The organism is Paraflavisolibacter caeni, from assembly GCF_025628885.1.
Classification (GTDB): domain Bacteria; phylum Bacteroidota; class Bacteroidia; order Chitinophagales; family Chitinophagaceae; genus Flavisolibacter; species Flavisolibacter caeni.
The window spans coordinates 163,467-177,845 of record NZ_JAOTIF010000003.1 but is presented as its reverse complement, the minus strand read 5'-3'; the positions used below and the strand labels follow the sequence as shown (position 1 = coordinate 177,845).

The following is a 14,379-nucleotide window of genomic DNA, read 5'->3' as shown; positions in this document are numbered from 1 at the left end:
AACAATAAACACCCAGGCAAACTAAACTATGCGGAATTCACTCACGTTTTTACTTGCGGACGATGATGCAGATGATGCTTCAATATTTCAGGATGCCCTATTAGAAGTTGATCATTCAATTAGCCTTCAATATGCCAGGGATGGCCAGGAAACAATAGAAATTTTAAAGGAAAGAAATTCCTCTTTGCCGGACCTTATCTTTTTAGATCTGAATATGCCCCGTATGGATGGCAAAGAATGTCTAAAATTACTAAAACTGGATTCAGAATTAAGCAGAATCCCAGTTATTATGTATACAACTTCTTCACAGGCTAAAGACATTGAAGAAACCATGATGTCAGGAGCATTATGCTTTATTACGAAACCCTCGAGCATGAAAGAATTAATAAGAATACTCAGCACGATTGTCCAAGGTTTCCCTACAGACTTACAGAAAGAAATCCGCATGTTAAGCAACAATAGTTCTACATTTATTGTAAGCTCATAGACACCATAATATCCCAATTCATCAAATGTCAACTACATGCCGATTCAAGCCATCAGACAAAAAGCTGCTGACAAGGTTTTACATGGTGATGAGATAGCGGGAATTATAAATGGGTTATTGTCCGGATTTGGGTTACAAGATGACAGGTTGGAATAAACCGGTCATCTTGTAACTCTTGTATGTATAGATTAATGGCTTGTCTGTTGTTCCATCTATAAAAGACCTTTGGTAGATGGTAACTGATTGCTGAAAGGATCACGTTTTACAGCCATTTTGATGGCTTTAGCAAAGGCTTTGAAAATGGCTTCAATTTTATGGTGCTCGTTCTCTCCCCTACACTCGATATTCAGATTACATTTCGCTGCGTCAGAGAATGACTTAAAGAAATGGAAGAACATTTCTGTTGGCACATCACCTATTTTCTCGCGGCTAAAATGGGCGTTCCAAACGATCCAGTTGCGACCGCCAAAATCAATCAACACTTTGGCTTCCGCTTCATCCATAGGCAATGCAAAGCCATAACGCTCAATACCTCTTTTGCTACCCAGAGCCTGGGCAAAAGCTTCGCCCAATGTAATGCCGGTATCTTCTACCGTATGGTGTTCATCGATATGCAAATCACCTTTCACATCCACGGTCAGGTCGATCATACCGTGACGGGCAATCTGATCGAGCATATGGTCAAAAAAGCCAAGTCCGGTTTTGATGTTTGCCTTTCCTTTACCATCCAGGTTGATTTCAACTGTAATCTGGGTTTCGCTTGTTGACCTGGTATGCCTGACAACCCTTTCACCTAATTTCAAAAACTCATAGATTTCCTTCCAATCTGTGGTTTCTAAAGCAACCACCTGCTGCAATTCTTCAGCCTGGTGACTTACTTCCGAAGCCCCGAGATTGGGATTGCTGTTCAACCAAATAGCCTTGCAGCCCAGGTTTTTAGCCAATTGAACATCTGTTATCCTGTCCCCTATCACGTATGAATTTTTAATATCGTATTTGTCGCTATTTAGGTATTCCAATAACATACCTATACCAGGTTTGCGGGTATCGAGGTTGTCCGAAGGATGACTACGATCTATATGAATTGCCTGGAAATGAACCCCTTCATTTTCGAATGAAGCCAGTATGTGCTTATGTATGGGCAGGAAATCTTCTTCAGGGAATGTATTCGTACCTAAGCCGTCCTGATTGCTTACCATCACTAATTCGTAGTCCAATTCAGCGGCAATAAGGCTCATGTATTTAAAAGCATACGGATAAAATTCCAGTTTTTCCCAGGAGTCGATCTGGTAGGTAGGCGGTGCTTCTTTGATCAGCGTTCCATCGCGGTCTATAAATAATACTTTTTTCATTATATAACGGTGAATCTATTCCTCTTTTAAGTTATTTGATCTTTGCCCTTATTGATTTTACTTCTCCAGCTGATACGACGCTGGCTTTATTGCTAAAACTATTACGTACGTAGGTAAGCACATCAGCAATCTGCTGGTCGGTTAATTGAGGTAGCGGAGGCATTGCATTATTGAATGTCTCGCCATCAATTTCAACCTTTCCCTGTGAGCCTTTCAATATTTGCTCTACCAATACGGTTTTACTGCCCAACACCCATTTCGTTTTCACAAGGTGTGGATTCAGATTAGGGACGCCAGAACCATCGGCCTGGTGACAGGCCAGGCAATTCATTAAATAAACCTCCTTACCCCGATCCATAACTGCTTTGGATACAGGCGCAGCCTTTGGTTTAGGGCTAATTGGCTTTTTGGTTTGTGCATGCAATATGACTGGAGCCAAAAACAAAAACATTATAACAGGGAGCACATTTTTTTTCATGATTAAGAATCTATTTGTTGCTTATGGTTTATAAGTGATTTTCCAAATCGTTCCTTTGGCATCTTCAGAAACATAAAGAGCGCCATCGGGCCCCTGGGACAATCCACAGGGTCTGTATTCAGCCTGGCCTGGTGAAGATATATTTTCCATGCCAGCAAAGTTATCGGCAAAGATTTCCCATTCGCCGCTGGGCTTTCCATCCTTAAAGGGGACGAAGGCTACGAAAAAGCCTTTCTGAGGCAAGGGTGCGCGGTTCCAGGAGCCATGAAAAGCGATGAAAGCCCCGTTTTTATATTTTTCGGGGAATAGACTGCCAGTATAAAACAGCAATCCATTGGGAGCAAGGTGGCCGGGAAATGCAACCACTGGCTTAGTCACGCCTTCACACCGTCCTACTTGTTTACCATCTCCGCCATATTCAGGCGCAAGGACCTTCTTATTTTGCTGCTGATCATAATAGCAATAAGGCCAGCCACAGTCAGCACCCTTCTTTAATTCAAACATCTCTTCGGCAGGTAGTTCTGCGCTTTGCTGATCGTTAAACATCTCAGGATACAGGTTACTGAGTTGGTCGCGTCCATGCTGCATCACAAATAAAGAATTGGTTTGCCCGTTCCAGTCCAGGCCCACCACATTGCGTAAGCCAGTTGCAAAACGAACACCCTCTCCATAAGATTGGTTCTTACCATCAGCCTTGAACTGCCAGATACCTCCAGCTTTCTCCAATATTGGGCAGGGTTCCTGTCCCGGAGAGCCTTTGGTCCTGTCCTGCACCTGGCAAGCATTGGTTGGGGCTCCGATATTTACATAAATATTCCCGTCATTATCAAGGACAATTGACTTAGAATTATGCGTCCGCTGGTCTACAAGACCGGTGATAATTTTTTCCGGAGCATCAGGATTTGCTACTTCATTCTTCTCATTTAATTTATAACGGAAGACCTCGCTATTAGAAGATGCGTACAAGTAACCATTCTTGATGGTTATACCTGTACCCACATAGTTACCAAAATACATGGAGTCATCAGCCTTTCCATCTCCATTGGTATCACGAAGGCGGACGATGCCTTTACCATTCCTAAGACGTTCGAGTTTTACATATATATCTCCGTTTGTATTTACCACCAGGTGTCGCGCCCTGCCCAACTTTCCGGCAACAATTGTTGCTTTAAAACCGGGAGGAAGCTTAATGTCGTCAACAGGAAGGGTAGTTTTTACCACTGTACTATCATTGGCCAAGACAGTTTGAACATTGATAATGCTCAAAATACCTAAAAACAGGATCAATAACTTTTTCACTGGTTTCAAATTTAATGGGCTCCAAAGCTAAGTGAGATTCAGGAAATTAAGATATTGAGATATAAATACATATATCATCAGTCTACATGGGACTGGGGTGTGGCCAATTGTGTTTTGAGCTCCAGATTCATGATCAGGATACCCAGGGGAAACGGGCAACTACATATAAGCAGTAATGGCGTAATGCCGAAAAAATAATATTTCAAAAGGGCTGACAAGGCTGAGGAAGCCAGGAGTAATTCAGTAGTGAAGAAAGCAGCTAAAAATAAAATTACTGCCAGGCAAAGAGTCCTGGTGATGCGGATGGCAAAGCTTTGAAATGTTGCAGCGAAAGAAAAAAGACTGATGAAACCTAAAAGCACAAGGTGCAGGTATGCAATGACAAAGTTCCTGTACCCATAGCTAATAGAGGCGATGTATGGGAAAGCCCCCATAAACTGAAGAATATTTTTCAATATAAATGCACTGATTGCTAATGTAAAGAGCAACTTGATGAAACGGTTCTTCCACTGTAAAGAGCGGGCATCCCTGATCAAGAATACCATTGCAATCACCTGTAGCCCGGCAGCCACCCCTCCTATTATATTAAAAATGAGGGAAGGTCCATGCCATAGCACTGACAAAAAATAGGCAGGTATGCAAGCCAATTGGAGTAACAGAAAGACCTTTTGACCGCTTTTAATGGAAACATTTTGCCTTTCCAGCATTTTATAGATCAGGGCAAGAACCGTAAAAGTGAAAAACCCATTGTATTGGAAATGAAGGAAAAAGTAAATAACATCATAATATACAGGAGTGCCTGCCTTGCCCAAAATGATCAAAGGAGCTGTAGCAAAAGGTCCCGCAGAAGACAACACATGATAAAACAGGCCTGCATTCAAAAACTTTTGAGAAAGTGAGGGTGAAAGGATCCGGCTGGCTTTCCATGACACCATAGCCAGGTAAAAGCCGGATATTAAAGACAAGGTGGAAAAAGAAATAGAAACTGCCTTATAGCCCTGCAAGGGAAAAGAAATCAGCATTCCATAGGCAGAGATCAGCATCAACACTGCGATGTTGCGCCAATGTTTGAAAGCAACAGTTTGTCGCAATTCCGGGAAACATTTTAATACCAAAGCCAGCAATACTGGCATTATCCAGCCGCCAAAAGCAAAATGAGAATGTCCATGTAAGACATTTTTATAGTTGAGGGGAAATAAAGACAGGTACGGAAATGTTCGCAGTAAAATACCCAGGCAGGAAGTCAAAAACAAGTTGACAAATGAAAATAATAATAGCCTTTGCTGCAACCGTTCTGAACGGTCAATAGTACATATCGTTGTTTTTTGACGCCCCAAAAGAAAGGCCCCGCTCGTTTCCATCATGCAAAAATGAGTTATTCCTGCCTAACATCTTTTTTGTTGCCTCAGCAAAAAAGATGATTTAAATCATCATTCGGCTATGAAAATAATCAAGTCTCATATTAAATTATAAAAGACATTTGTATCCCAGATGAGACTTTTTATCGCATCCATACTAGTCCTGCTTGTAATGACGCAAGTATTCAGCAAATGGCTGTTGCTGGCGGAGTATGCGGTAAATAAGGAATACATCGCTAAAAATCTTTGTGTCAATAAAGAGAAGCCAAAATTGAAATGCCATGGCAAGTGCCAGTTAATGAAAAAAATGGCAGAAGATACTGAAAACAGCAATTCGGGGTCAGAAAACGGGATGGCTAAGAGCAGTTTACCAGAAGTGCTCCCCTTTGATGATTTTTGCAATATCCAATTAATAGCTCCTTCAACAGAAAGTATTGTCCACAATTCACTTTATATCTTAAAAGCGTACACTGCGCCTATACCTTCCGTTTTTCATCCGCCGCTTGGATAATTGTGCAATATCTAATGCCAATTCATGCCTCAAGTGAGGCTAATTAATTATTGCTTATTTATAATTGATTAAATGACTCCTAATGGGAAATATATGCCTGTTTGAGGTCAATTCTCAATTCTTCAAACTGCTTATTTATGTCTACCATAAAAAGGATGGCAATTGCTGTCTTTACAATACTTATTAGCTATACCTCGTTCACACAAAATGTTTATAAAGGAAAAATAATTGATGCTGTAACCAGGGAAGCCATTGCTGGTGCCTCTGTAAACTACAGTAACAGCAAAACAGGCTGCTCGACCAACCAGAGTGGCGCATTTTCCTTTACGTCACCGGAAAACAAGCCGGAAGTACAGGTCAGCTTTATTGGATATGAAACCCAAAATGTACAGCTGTCGGCTCATGAACAGGTCATTTCCCTGGTGCCCAGCCAATCGCTGATGCAGGAAGTTGTGGTATCGGCCAATCGGGAAAGCATGCAGCGTTCACAAGCGCCGATTGCTATAGCCAGCATCAATGCAAAAACACTCCAGGATGCCAAAGCCATTTCATTCGACCAGGTACTAAACAAGGTCAGCGGAGTATATATGGTCAATCTTGGCAACGAACAGCACCAAATGAGCATACGCCAGCCAATGACCACCAAGAGCTTGTTTTTATACCTGGAGGATGGCATACCCGTTCGCACTACTGGCTTGTTCAATCACAATGCACTGCTGGAAATGAACATGGCGAACGTAAAAAATATTGAAGTTATCAAGGGGCCCTCTTCATCACTTTATGGCAGTGAAGCGATTGGGGGAGTGGTCAATTTCATCACGCTGGCGCCAACGGCCACCCCTGTAGCCAAGCTTTCCCTGCAAGGCAATAATTTCGGCTATAAAAGATTGGATGGCCAGGCCAGTTTTACTTCCGGTAAGTGGGGCTTTGTTCTAAGCGGCTATACCGCCAAAAAGCAAAATAGCTTTATTGAATTCAGTGACTTTAACAAAAGTACTGTCTCTGCAAAAATCGATTACCACTTTACAGACCGGACAACTTTGTCTAACAGCCTTACCTGGATGGATTACTACAGCGATATGTCTGGAAGTATAGACAGCACCATGTTTGCAAACCATTCATTCAAAAGCCAGCAAACTTTTACATACCGAAAAGTTGCTGCGCTGCGCTACCGTTCTACCTTGACGCATCAATGGAACAATAATAGCAAAACATCGGCTTCCCTTATTTACCGTGATAATACGATCGGTCAAAATCCGGCCTATAGTATCAAAGATGATTACCGCAAGACAAGCACTGGATTTACTGGTAAAAAAGATCTTGCGCATGGAGAGATCAACAACAGCAGTTTCAATAGCTATGCATTGATTGCACAGCACCGTCAGAACCTGGCCTGGAAGAATGCAGTGCTGATTGGAGGTTTAAGTGCGGACCTCAGCCCTTCCACTTACCTTGCTGAGTACATCCGTATCAAAAAAGATACGATTAGCCGCAAGTATACTGGCTATGAACAAAAGGACAGCACGCTGACTGATTACAAAACAAATATTAACAACTATGCGGGTTTTGTCAATTTTGAGTTTAGCCCTGTACAAAAATTAAGAGTTGTGGCCTCCGTTCGCTATGACCTCTTTCAATTTCACTTCGACAATCATCTTAAGCCATCGTCTTTCAGCGGTTCGCCTGATACGGTTAACAACTTCAGCGCCTTCAGCCCTAAGGTTGGTTTTACTTACAACTTGTCTGAAAGGTCAGGCTTTTATGCTAACTACAGCCAGGGCTTTGTACCGCCCCAGGTAACAGAAATGTACAAGGGTGTAAAAGTTCCCAATCTGAACCCCTCAACTTTTTACAACTATGAAATTGGAGGATGGATGGAAGTGATCAAAAACAAGTTAAGCGCGGATTTCAGCGCATACCTGCTTAATGGCACCAATGAGATCATTTCTGTTCGCCTTGATGATGGTTCTACAGAGAATCGCAATACTGGTAAGACTTCGCATAAAGGCATTGAATTAGGCATGAATGCAACGCCTATCAAGAATGTAAGTATTCGTTTCAGCGGAGCTTATAGTGAACACCGGTTTACAGAGTTCATTGAAAAGGGTAATAATTATAACGGAAATGAAATGAATGGAGCACCCCGCTGGATGCATAATGCAGAAGTATGGTACAAACCTGCTTTTGTAAAAGGCCTTCGTATGGGTATTGAATGGCAAAAAATAGGCAATTACTTTATGGACCCTTTAAACACAACTAAGTACGAGGGTTATGATGTATTTCATGTGCGTGCAGGTTACCAATTCAAGGGTGTTGAGGTTTGGGTGAACATGATGAACGCAACAGACCGGTATTATGCTTACAATGCCAGTAGAAGTACAACATCTTATAGTTACACCCCTGCTGAACCCAGGCATTTCAATGTTGGTGTTTCTTATGATTTCGGAAAGCTCTTTTATTGAGTGCATGTGAAAACATTCAAATTTTCTTCCAGTGATCAGACGTAATATTCTTAAATGGCACCTGATCACCAGTCTCATTGTGATGGTGCCAATGCTGATGTGGACTATCAGCGGATTTTTACACCCGCTCATGAGTTCATTTAAGCCTGCAGTAAAAAACCAGGCATTGCCAGCAAATGAAATTGATTCATCAAGGATAAGCATTCCTTTGCAAAAAGCTTTGCAGCAAAACGGCATTCAGACGCTGAATAATTTCCGGATTGTGAGGCTTCACAAGGACTACTATTACCAGGTGCAGCAACCAAAGGCTGATACGCTCACTTATATTAACACCCAATCGGGTTCTATTTTAAATAATGGTGATCAAGTATACGCAGCTTACCTGGCACAAAGGTTTTTATCTGAGCCCATTACTGAACACAAAAACAAAAATGAAGGCCATCACCATGCAACCGCAGGTGCGCTGGAAGTTGTTACTGCCATGACTGAGCCTTCACAGTTTCACCAGGCTCCTGTTACTCGCGTTAAGCTGATCAGGCAGTTTGATCAGGAGTATAAAAGCAGTAACAAGTTGCTGCCTGTTTACAGAATTGATTTTGACCGGGATGATCACATCCGGCTCTATATCGAAACAGGCGCTGACAGGTTATCTCTGGCTATGGATGACCGAAAAGCTGCATTCAATATCTTTTTTTCCTGGGCACATAGTTGGAGCTTCCTGAATGATCTTGGAAAGACCAAAAGTATATTGCTTGGTGCTTTCTCTGCTCTAAGCTTTCTTACTTCTGTATTTGGATTTTATGCATACTATATCAGCAACAGGAAAAAAATCAAGGCCATTTCCTTTACCCATAAGAATCGCAAATGGCACCGGAGCCTGGGTATAGTTTTCCTTACCACTACCCTACTCTTTTCTTTCAGTGGTGCCTGGCATGCATGGAACAAGGCGCCCCAGAAACCCTCATCAAAAACTATTGTAAACCCATCTACTTTTAAAGCTACAGAACTGAATCTTTCATGGAAAGAAATCCAGGAATCATTGGACAAGAAAGAAAAGCTCATTGGCATTTCTCCAATAAAAATAAATGATCAAAGCTTTTGGCAAGTAGCCATTCAACAGGGAAATAAAAGGTACAAGAGATATTTCAACATGCAGGATCAACAGGAAATGAAAAATGGCGATGCTGCTTATGCGATTTATCTAGTCAAACAATTCACCGGAAACACACCACACAATATCAATAAGACAGAAAACATCAATGCATTTGACCATAATTACAGCATGATGAACAAAATATTGCCTGTTGTACAAGTAAGTATTGATAATGGCAACAGTTATTTCATTGAAACTTCTTCAGGCAGGCTGGCTGCTGTCACGAGCGCCTCCGACAAGCTGGAGCGTTTTAGCTTTAGCAATCTCCATATGCATCATTACTGGGAAATGTGGTTGGGAAAAGACAGTGGCAAGACTGTTCGCAATGCTGTTTTGATGTTATCAACACTTGGATTGATGCTGATAGCACTCACAGGGCTGATAATTTATTGGCGAAAGAGATTTCAACGAAAAGTTGTATAAACCTGTACATCAAATAAACAAAAAGACCTGCCAGGTTTACACCGACAGGTCTTTTCTATTCAATTACTAACTACACTACAGTTTAGCAGACAAAGCTTTGCCGACTACAGGCCAGCCCTCTGCATCCCAGCTTAATTCTTCGATTCTCAATTTCGACCGGCCTTTATCCTTGGCATCATAGCCGTGAAAGATCAGGTAGTCTTTACCATCGAAAGTATAAGCAGAATTATGCCCCACACCATGCCATTCTTTATCCCCTTGTAACACCAGTGATCCTCCATTCATGTCCATATGCGTACCGTTTTTATCCAGGTAAGGACCGGTCACTTTTTCGCTTCTGCCTACGACAATTTTGTAATCACTTTTTTCAGCCCTGCAACAATAGTCGAACGAAACAAATTGGTAGTAATACTTTCCCTTTTTAAAAATAAATGGGGCTTCAATTGCTGCATTCCCCGCCAAGGAATCCGGTATGGAAAATTCACGCGGTCTTTTTGAAATAGTATACCACTCTTGGGGTTCTGCCACAGACAACAGGTCTGTATTCAGCTTCACCAGCTTCATACCTTCCCAGAAGGAACCGAATGCCAGCCAGGGTGTGCTCCTATCATCCACGACAAGGTTAGGGTCTATAGCATTCCACATGTCCCTGCCAGGTACTGATTGGATTACTTTGCCTTTATCCTCCCATTTAAAATCAGGAGATGTTGGATCCAATGTTTTATTGACCGCTACCCCTATGCAGGAAGTATTCTTACCAAAAGCAGATACTGCATAATAGAGATAATACATTCCATTCTGGTAGCTGATATCCGGGGCCCAGATATGTCCTTTGAAGCCAGGAATAGTTTTTACCGCCCATTCAGGTGCTTTGTCGAAAACAGCTTTTTCCTTTTTCCATGATTTCATGTCTTTGGACGAAAAAACAGAAATGCCAAAACCTGTACAAAACACGTAATAGGTATCGCCTTGCTTGATCATTACAGGATCGTGCACGGGTGTTTGCAAAGTTTCAGTAACCGTACCAACCGGAACAGGCTGTGCCCAACCTTGCAAAGCAGAGAAAGCGATGAATAAAAACAAAAGTTTACGCATACAGATAATGTTTATTAGAGAATGGTCAATTCACCATTCACTATTACATTTTAACCCGCACCACACTAAATGAGTATGGAGCTAAGGAAAGCTTCATTTTTTTGCCTTTCAAAGAAAGTTGCTTTTCAACAGGTGCAATTGAAGGTGGATTTCCTAAAGTGTTAACTTTATCCAGCTCTTCACTGCTTAATTGGTACAATGTTGCCTTACCTGCTAATTTTTTCACACCTTCCAATGTAATCTCAGATTGCTGTTCTTTTCCTGATGCATTCACTACTTTCAGGATAATATCATTTGTATTCTTATCGAGGCTTGCAGAAGCATACAGGCTATCCTGTCCGGCAATTGCCTCGTTTTTCAACAACATCGGAACAACATGTGTACCCTTATTGATAGAATACAGCTTTTGCACCTGGTAATTAGCCGACCCGATCACATTCAGGTTATCAACCCAGATCAGATCAGGCGTCCACTGCCAGCCTTCTGCATGTGCAAACAAAGGTGCATAGGAAGCCATAAACACAACATCAGCATTCCTTTCCAGGCCAGTCATAAATGCAGCTTCAGACAAAGCTGTCAACCAATTATTCCTGTTATTTACACTAACCGTTTTGTCGCTTTGTGCAGCATATTCACCAGCAAATACTTTAGATCCATTGCGATCATATTGATCGTAACGCTTTGCATTTTGTAAAAACCATTCCGGACGACGATAGTAATGTTCATCTATAATGTCGGCTTTCATGCTCCTTAAAGAAGTGTTCAGATAATCAAAACGGTCGCCATTGGGATCAGTACCAGAACTGTTCACGATCTTGATATCGGGATATTTTTCCTTGATGGCCTTGGTAAATATCTTCAGACGCTCAACATATTGAGGACCCCAATTTTCATTGCCCACACCCAGCATCTTTAAATTAAATGGAGCAGGGTGGCCCAACTCTGCACGCTTTTTACCCCATGTAGAGTTTACATCTCCGTTAGCAAATTCAATCAGGTCCAAGGCATCCTGAACATAGGGCCCTAACTGGTCAAGAGGCACTACTTCTGCTGTATTGAACTGGCAGGACATGCCACAGTTTAAGATAGGCAGTGGCTCAGCGCCAATGTCTTCAGCCAATTGGAAATATTCAAAGAAACCTAAACCAAATGTTTGGAAATAATCCGGAGCAGGACGGTGTGCGAATTCAAAATTCCACCTGTTGATGGACAATTGACGTTCTTCTACAGGTCCAATGGTTTTTTTCCATTGATAGCGTTGAGAAAGGTCGAATCCTTCTACAATGCATCCACCAGGAAAGCGGATAAAGCCAGGCTTCATATCCGCCAGCATTTGAATCATATCAGCACGCATGCCACCAGGACGGCCCTTCCAGGTATCTTCAGGGAATAAGGAGATCATATCCAGGTCTATCACTCCATTTCCTTCAAAGCTAATCCTGAACTTTCCATTTGGCTCAGTGGCTGTTGCAAGGAAACTGACAGTTGCTTTTTTCCAATCACTTGCCGAAGCTTCAGGGTTCACAACGGTACTTCCAATTACATCACCTTTTGCATTTATCAATTCAACATTCAACTTTACGCCAGGCGTTTGCTGGCGGTACATTACTGAAAAATCATAACGCAGATCTTTTTTGATACCTATACCGCGAAAGCCTTCATTGGTTAAAGACAGGCTGCCTTTTTCGGCATTGGTTGCGGTAACACGTATAAAACGAGGGTTGGCAGTATTTGTTTGCTGACGGTTCAAAACCAGCACATCGCCTTCTTTGAATTCCTTCCGTTGAATTGTCCATCCCATCATAGGTTTGGAAAATTCAAATGAACGGTTTTTGACTAACTCGGCATAAATGCCGCCATCAGCACCGAAATTGATGTCTTCAAAAAACACACCCCACATTGTTGATTGTATGGGAGCTTTCACTTCACCTGCTTTCACCACAAATGTCTTTGTGGGGGTTTGAGCATATGCATTCACTGATGCAAGCAATAACCCACATGCGGCAAGTTTTAATAATTGTTTTTTCATGTTCTTTAAAAGTTATTTTAACCTGGACTTTATTTCAATTCAAGCACCACAACAGAAAAAGGCGGCATTTTTACCTGAAGTGAATTTCCTTTTAAAGTTGCGCCCTTAAATGCTTGTGGTTTTATTTTATCCGGATTGCTAAAAGAGTTGTAATCCTGCAACTTGGCGGAGGATAGTATCCGTCCTGAAAGGCTGCTGAATTTGGCACCTTTCAGGTCAATTGTAATCTCCTGATCTTTCTTTGCATCAATATTCACCAAAGAAATATGCGTGCGTCCCAGGGAATCTATCGATGCTGAAGCAGAAACAGCCGCCAGTTTTTCTCCTTCAAAAACATAATCATTGCTTTTCAGTGTAATAGGAATGAGCTTGGCATCCTGGTGCACATTATACATTTCCATCACGTGATAAGTTGGCGTAAGCAGCATCTTGTCTCCTTCTGTAAGTATCACCGACTGCAATACATTTACAGCTTGCGCCAGGTTTGCCATACGCACGCGGTCCGCGTGGTTATGAAAGATGTTCAGGGTAACGCCGGCAATCATAGCATCCCTCATTGTGTTTTGCTGGTAAAGAAAGCCAGGATTGGTGCCGGGCTCAACGTCATACCATCCACCCCATTCGTCTACCACCAAGGCTACCCTTTTGCTGGGATCGTATTTATCCATAATGGCGGAGTGTTTTACAACAAGGGTATCCATAAAGGTGGCCCGCTTCATGGTAGTGAAATATTGTTTTTCATCAAATCCTGTTGAAGCCCCTTTTTTATTCCAGTCGATCACAGAATAATGGTGCAAAGCAACACCACTCAGCATATTGATCGGAATGTTTTTCATCAGGGTCTCTGTCCATGCGTAATCAGCAGAATTCGCACCAGAAGCAATGCGGAACAGACCACCTGTATTGTCCCAATCAACCATGAAGGTTGCATACTTACGGTAAAGGTCTGTATAGTACTCTGGCTTCATGTTACCGCCACAGCCCCAGGCTTCGTTACCCACGCCCCAGAATTTTACTTTCCAGGGTTTATCGCGACCGTTTTCACGGCGCAAATCTGACATGGGGCTTTTACCGCTGAAGTTCACATATTGCACCCACTCACGTAGTTCTTCCACTGTTCCACTACCGATATTGCCTGCCAGGTAAGGTTCTGTGCCCAGCAGTTCACACATATTTAAGAAGTCATGGGTTCCAAAGGAATTGTTTTCAGTAACACCTCCCCACCATGTATTCACCATGGATGGGCGTTTGTCCTTAGGTCCAATACCGTCTTTCCAATGATAGGTATCGGCAAAGCATCCACCCGGCCAGCGCAGGTTCGGGATCTTTAGTTTCCTGAGAGCTTCCACAAGATCATTGCGTACTCCATTTGTGTTGGGGATTTTAGTGTTATTCTCTCCAACATAAAATCCATCATAGATACACCGGCCAAGGTGCTCGGCAAAGTGCCCGTAAATATGACGGCTGATGGTAATTTTTGCAGAATCGGCTTGCAATACAACGGAGTTTTGGGCAATAGAAAACTTTGCAGTGAAAGCAAGCAATAGAATTGAAAATGTCTTTTTCATGAAAAGATTCAAAAAATTGATGGTTAGAAAATAAACAACGTTAGAATAATTTATAAATATAATTGTCTTTTTGACATATATATAAACTTATTTCTTATTGCTCAGCTTTTTAATTTATAAAGAATCTTTTACATCTTTTATTTTCTAAAGAATAAGGGGAAACA

At 42.0% G+C, this 14,379-nt stretch carries 11 protein-coding genes; 4 read left to right on the top strand and 7 right to left on the bottom strand.

Going from position 1 to position 14,379, the window contains the following annotated elements; all coding sequences use genetic code 11:
- Positions 1–28: 28 nt before the first annotated feature.
- Positions 29–487 (top strand): response regulator, encoded by a 459-nt coding sequence (locus tag OCK74_RS07145; protein WP_279296333.1) that lies wholly within the window; start codon positions 29–31, stop codon positions 485–487.
- Positions 488–699: 212 nt separating this feature from the next.
- Here OCK74_RS07145 and hisB read toward each other — a convergent pair whose 3' ends face one another.
- The 4 genes from hisB to OCK74_RS07125 form a co-directional block, all read right to left on the bottom strand.
- Positions 700–1,839: a bifunctional histidinol-phosphatase/imidazoleglycerol-phosphate dehydratase HisB gene (hisB, locus tag OCK74_RS07140; RefSeq protein WP_279296332.1), complete on the bottom strand. Its 1,140-nt coding sequence runs from the start codon at positions 1,837–1,839 to the stop codon at positions 700–702.
- 31 nt (positions 1,840–1,870) lie between these two features.
- Positions 1,871–2,317: a c-type cytochrome gene (locus tag OCK74_RS07135; protein ID WP_279296331.1), complete on the bottom strand. Its 447-nt coding sequence runs from the start codon at positions 2,315–2,317 to the stop codon at positions 1,871–1,873.
- A 21-nt stretch (positions 2,318–2,338) separates the two neighbouring features.
- On the bottom strand, positions 2,339–3,616 hold the full coding sequence (locus OCK74_RS07130; protein WP_279296330.1) for a PQQ-dependent sugar dehydrogenase: 1,278 nt from the start codon (positions 3,614–3,616) through the stop codon (positions 2,339–2,341).
- 77 nt (positions 3,617–3,693) lie between these two features.
- Positions 3,694–4,980, bottom strand: coding sequence for a hypothetical protein (locus OCK74_RS07125; protein ID WP_279296329.1), 1,287 nt, complete (start codon positions 4,978–4,980; stop codon positions 3,694–3,696).
- A 166-nt stretch (positions 4,981–5,146) separates the two neighbouring features.
- Here OCK74_RS07125 and OCK74_RS07120 point away from each other — a divergent pair, with 166 nt between their 5' ends.
- From OCK74_RS07120 to OCK74_RS07110, 3 genes are all read left to right on the top strand, one after another.
- The gene (locus tag OCK74_RS07120) at positions 5,147–5,485 is read left to right on the top strand and encodes a hypothetical protein (protein WP_279296328.1); all 339 of its coding nucleotides are present in this window, start codon (positions 5,147–5,149) and stop codon (positions 5,483–5,485) included.
- A gap of 137 nt (positions 5,486–5,622) precedes the next feature.
- Positions 5,623–7,947, top strand: a complete 2,325-nt coding sequence (locus OCK74_RS07115) for a TonB-dependent receptor (RefSeq protein WP_279296327.1) — start codon at positions 5,623–5,625, stop codon at positions 7,945–7,947.
- 31 nt (positions 7,948–7,978) lie between these two features.
- Positions 7,979–9,523: a PepSY domain-containing protein gene (locus OCK74_RS07110; RefSeq protein ID WP_279296326.1), complete on the top strand. Its 1,545-nt coding sequence runs from the start codon at positions 7,979–7,981 to the stop codon at positions 9,521–9,523.
- Positions 9,524–9,598: 75 nt separating this feature from the next.
- On the opposite strand, the gene OCK74_RS07105 is transcribed toward OCK74_RS07110, so the two are convergent.
- From OCK74_RS07105 to OCK74_RS07095, 3 genes are read right to left on the bottom strand one after another with little or no spacing between them, the layout of a single operon-like run.
- A complete protein-coding gene (locus tag OCK74_RS07105) occupies positions 9,599–10,618 on the bottom strand; it encodes an arabinan endo-1,5-alpha-L-arabinosidase (RefSeq protein ID WP_279296325.1) in 1,020 nt (339 codons plus the stop codon).
- A 43-nt stretch (positions 10,619–10,661) separates the two neighbouring features.
- On the bottom strand, positions 10,662–12,647 hold the full coding sequence (locus OCK74_RS07100) for an alpha-L-arabinofuranosidase C-terminal domain-containing protein (protein WP_279296324.1): 1,986 nt from the start codon (positions 12,645–12,647) through the stop codon (positions 10,662–10,664).
- Positions 12,648–12,676: 29 nt separating this feature from the next.
- The gene (locus OCK74_RS07095; RefSeq protein WP_279296323.1) at positions 12,677–14,215 is read right to left on the bottom strand and encodes an alpha-N-arabinofuranosidase; all 1,539 of its coding nucleotides are present in this window, start codon (positions 14,213–14,215) and stop codon (positions 12,677–12,679) included.
- Between the last annotated feature and the right edge of the window lie 164 nt (positions 14,216–14,379).

Excerpts from the sequence above, each read along its gene's own strand:
- OCK74_RS07095 (WP_279296323.1), bottom strand. The coding sequence starts at position 14,215 with ATGAAAAAGACATTTTCAATTCTATTGCTTGCTTTCACTGCAAAGTTT.
- OCK74_RS07145 (WP_279296333.1), top strand. The coding sequence starts at position 29 with ATGCGGAATTCACTCACGTTTTTACTTGCGGACGATGATGCAGATGAT.
- OCK74_RS07105 (WP_279296325.1), bottom strand. The coding sequence starts at position 10,618 with ATGCGTAAACTTTTGTTTTTATTCATCGCTTTCTCTGCTTTGCAAGGT.
- OCK74_RS07100 (WP_279296324.1), bottom strand. The coding sequence starts at position 12,647 with ATGAAAAAACAATTATTAAAACTTGCCGCATGTGGGTTATTGCTTGCA.
- OCK74_RS07125 (WP_279296329.1), bottom strand. The coding sequence starts at position 4,980 with ATGATGGAAACGAGCGGGGCCTTTCTTTTGGGGCGTCAAAAAACAACG.
- OCK74_RS07120 (WP_279296328.1), top strand. The coding sequence starts at position 5,147 with ATGACGCAAGTATTCAGCAAATGGCTGTTGCTGGCGGAGTATGCGGTA.
- OCK74_RS07115 (WP_279296327.1), top strand. The coding sequence starts at position 5,623 with ATGTCTACCATAAAAAGGATGGCAATTGCTGTCTTTACAATACTTATT.
- hisB (WP_279296332.1), bottom strand. The coding sequence starts at position 1,839 with ATGAAAAAAGTATTATTTATAGACCGCGATGGAACGCTGATCAAAGAA.
- OCK74_RS07135 (WP_279296331.1), bottom strand. The coding sequence starts at position 2,317 with ATGAAAAAAAATGTGCTCCCTGTTATAATGTTTTTGTTTTTGGCTCCA.